The sequence below is a fragment of the Oleiphilus sp. HI0123 genome, from assembly GCF_001635315.1.
The window spans coordinates 1-3,261 of the sequence record NZ_LWGE01001558.1 but is presented as its reverse complement, the minus strand read 5'-3'; the positions used below and the strand labels follow the sequence as shown (position 1 = coordinate 3,261).

At 43.4% G+C, this 3,261-nt stretch carries 3 protein-coding genes; all 3 read left to right on the top strand.

All coding sequences use genetic code 11. The annotated features are described in order from the left end of the window. The first annotated feature begins 27 nt into the window (after window positions 1-27). The 3 genes from A3761_RS20890 (at window position 28) to A3761_RS20880 (ending at window position 3,149) form a co-directional block, all read left to right on the top strand. The gene (locus A3761_RS20890) at window positions 28-369 is read left to right on the top strand and encodes a rhodanese-like domain-containing protein (RefSeq protein ID WP_068509654.1); all 342 of its coding nucleotides are present in this window, start codon (window positions 28-30) and stop codon (window positions 367-369) included. Window positions 370-768: 399 nt separating this feature from the next. Beyond that, entirely contained in the window at window positions 769-1,992 is a 1,224-nt protein-coding gene (locus tag A3761_RS20885; RefSeq protein WP_068509657.1) for a YjgN family protein, read from the top strand. A 26-nt stretch (window positions 1,993-2,018) separates the two neighbouring features. Then, complete coding sequence (locus A3761_RS20880; protein ID WP_068509659.1) at window positions 2,019-3,149, top strand: M48 family metallopeptidase; 1,131 nt, start codon at window positions 2,019-2,021, stop codon at window positions 3,147-3,149. The last annotated feature ends 112 nt before the right edge of the window (window positions 3,150-3,261 follow it).

Here is a 3,261-nt window from a genome sequence, read left to right as displayed (position 1 = left end):
TCACTGTAAATGTTTGAGGTAATAAATATGTTGAGATCGATACCGGACTTAATTCAAGAAATCAGACCTAAAGTACGCTGTGTAACATCATCAAGCGCCAAGCTGGAAATGAGCAATAATGGTGGTATTTTGATTGACGTAAGAGAACCCATGGAAGTGGCACAAAACCCGACACCGAACGCCCTCAACATTCCACGTGGTGTCTTGGAAATGAAGGTATCAGAACTCCACCCACATGAAGAAACACCGCTCTATATCCACTGCGCAACCGGTGCACGCGCCACTTTATCTGCAGAGCAGCTGATGAGAATCGGCTATAAGCATGTATCGGTGATCACTTGTGATATTGAGACGATATGTCAGAGCTAGAATAATTAGAAAGTAGAATGGCACTTACTTAAACTGAATTTCACTTTTTTACAGTGGAAGCCTAGAGAAACATTACTCCTCTGTGCAGCAAAGCGCTCTGTGTCCTCTGTGGTTAAGGGCCTTAGTCTTGAAGATCAAAAACCCAAAAACGAATCCACCACAGAGGACACAGAGCGGCCGATGGCCTGTACGGAGATAATCAAAAAAGGGTTCTTAAATGAATGGCTCCTATTTAATCTGAATTGCACCCTATAGATAATCATTTGTTTAGATGGAACATATGCTTAAGTAAGTGCCGTTCGGTCTAGAGTAAATTTACTCTGACCGCAGCCTCTCCTTCTAATTATGTTAGACTGCCGCTAGTTTTTAAGCGCATCAAATTGAAGGAACTCCCATTAAATGGACTTAGAAGTAAAACCCTATACTGAACAGCCTTTTAGATTCAGCGGCAAAGCACTCGAATTCTTTGGCATTTGGATCGTCAATATAGCTCTCACCATCGTTACGCTGGGCATTTATTCGGCCTGGGCGAAAGTTAGAACACACCGCTATTTTTATGGCAATACTCAGCTTGACGACAGCGCCTTTCAATATTTGGCAAAGCCTGAACAGATTCTAAAAGGGCGAATTTTTGCATCCATATTATTCGGCATTTATTACGCAATAAATTCCTATAATGGCGTTTGGGGTTTGTATGCCGCTGCAGCAGTGACAGTTTTAGTGCCTGCAATCATTGTTCTTTCTATGTCGTTCAGGCTCCGCCACACAGCTTATCGTGGTATTACCTTCCGCTTTGAACGAAACTTCAAGCAAGCTTATTTATTTTATGGCCTACCGGTATTTTTGTTCCTGGCTCTGCTTGTTAGCTCAATATATTTTTCTGTGCCCAGTGAGGTATGGGAATACTCGGAAGTCCCGATTTCTGAGGAGATGCCAGCTGATGAAACGACAGAGATACCTGCCGTAGGAGAAGAAGCAAAAATAGATATTGAGGAAGAGTTTAATATGCCTTGGGGGCTTGCTGCTTTGTTCCCATTGTTTATCTTGGGCTTTCCCTTCTGGCAATACTTAAAAGCTATTTTCCTTGTAAATAACGCTCGCTATGGCACCTCACCATTCAGCTATGGCGCTGGCGCAAAAAGCTTCTATCTTATGTATTTAAAGGCCTCCGGTGTTTTTATCTTAGCGATATCTATTGTACTTTGGACTTTATCCCAGCTAGACCTTATGAATTTTACAAGTGAAGAAACAGCACCGTCTTTTTCAAACCTCATTTTAATTCAGCTGGTATTCTTTACTGTTTATTTATGGATCTTTGCCTACCTTCAAACCAAGCGCCAAAACTTGATATTCAATCATACCCAGATCGAAGAGATGACTTTCTCAAGTACATTGAGCGTTAGCTATATGTTGTATCTATACCTCAGCAATACGATTGCCATTATCTGCTCACTAGGCTTACTCATCCCCTGGTCGATGATCCGTACTGCGCGCTACCGCGCAAGCCAACTAACACTGCTGACAAATCAATCTCTCGATAATTTCGTCGCGGATCAACAAAATCAATTGACCGCAATGGGTGAAGAGTTTGGTGAAGTCTTTGATATCGAAGTGGGAATTTAAATGCTGACGAAGCCTGGTTGCTAACAATGGAGATTTCCGGCTATTTGTACCTAGGGCAAAGCTCATCACGGCTTCCCGCTAAGCTACATTATCAGGAAGGCGGTCAGCTCTGCTTTTTTCCAGAAAGTGAATTTGTCACTGAGTCATCCAATGAACCCTTAAAAAAGGTCGCCATTAAAGATGTCGACATCTCATCACGCATTGGCAATACCCCGCGCTTCATTAGTTTTGGCGATCAATGTCAATTTGAATGTGCTGATAATTTAGCAATCGATGAACTGATTAAAACCGCCCAGCAGGATGGCTACCTCAAAACTAAAACATATTCCGGGCTCGCTCACCGCTTGGAAAGTAAGCTTCAGTTTGTTGCGTTAACCTTAGTTTTGGTAGCGGTCGCTAGCTGGGGTTTTATCGCTTATGGCATTCCTTTTTTCAGCGAAGAATTGGCCCACGCACTGCCCGCTGAAGTATCAACAAAAATTGGTCACGGAGGCTTAGAAATCCTAGATAAGAGCGTGTTTCAAAGCAGTGAATTAGCTGAAGAAGAGCGCGACTCCTTAAGGCAGGCCTTTAATCGCATCGCCGACGAGCTGACAAAGATTGAAGGCCTTGAGCTCATTCCAATGAAAATCGAGTTCCGCAAAAGCGAGTCCATCGGTGCGAATGCTTTTGCACTTCCATCAGGAACCATTATTTTTACCGATGAGATGGTCAAACTCGCAGAGAACCAAGAGCAGCTGGAAACGATCATGCTGCATGAAATTGGACATATCGCTCACCGGCATAGTCTGAGAAGACTGATACAGCAATCCAGCCTAGCCCTATTCATCGTTATCGTAACTGGCGATATTTCAACCACCAGCCAAGCAATTCTTGCCTTACCTGGTGTTCTTCTGCAAGCAGGCTATTCCCAAAAAATGGAGCTCGAGGCTGATGATTTTGCGCTGAAACATTTACAAGAGTTTGGCTTACATCCTGAGGATTTTATTACCTTAATGGAGAACTTAGAATCCCAAGAAAAAGACCAAGGTGCAAACGAGCCCGAAGAAAACATAGGTAGCGTGGAGCCAAAACAAGAATCTGAAATACAGGGCTATTTTTCAAGCCACCCAAGCACGTCAGAGCGGCTAGAACGATTTAGAAATCACCGTCATTGAAGCGCTAAACACTAAAGCTTAGCGCCTCCCCATTTCCCTCTATGCCAGTGAATACCGTAAACAAAACCTTGGCCCAGGCGAGAGAAAGAAAACAAAAGCCAAATCACCAGCA

Bases quoted from the DNA above. Each gene is read 5' to 3' on its own strand.
- A3761_RS20890 (WP_068509654.1), top strand. From the start codon at position 28: ATGTTGAGATCGATACCGGACTTAATTCAAGAAATCAGACCTAAAGTA.
- A3761_RS20880 (WP_068509659.1), top strand. From the start codon at position 2,019: ATGGAGATTTCCGGCTATTTGTACCTAGGGCAAAGCTCATCACGGCTT.
- A3761_RS20885 (WP_068509657.1), top strand. From the start codon at position 769: ATGGACTTAGAAGTAAAACCCTATACTGAACAGCCTTTTAGATTCAGC.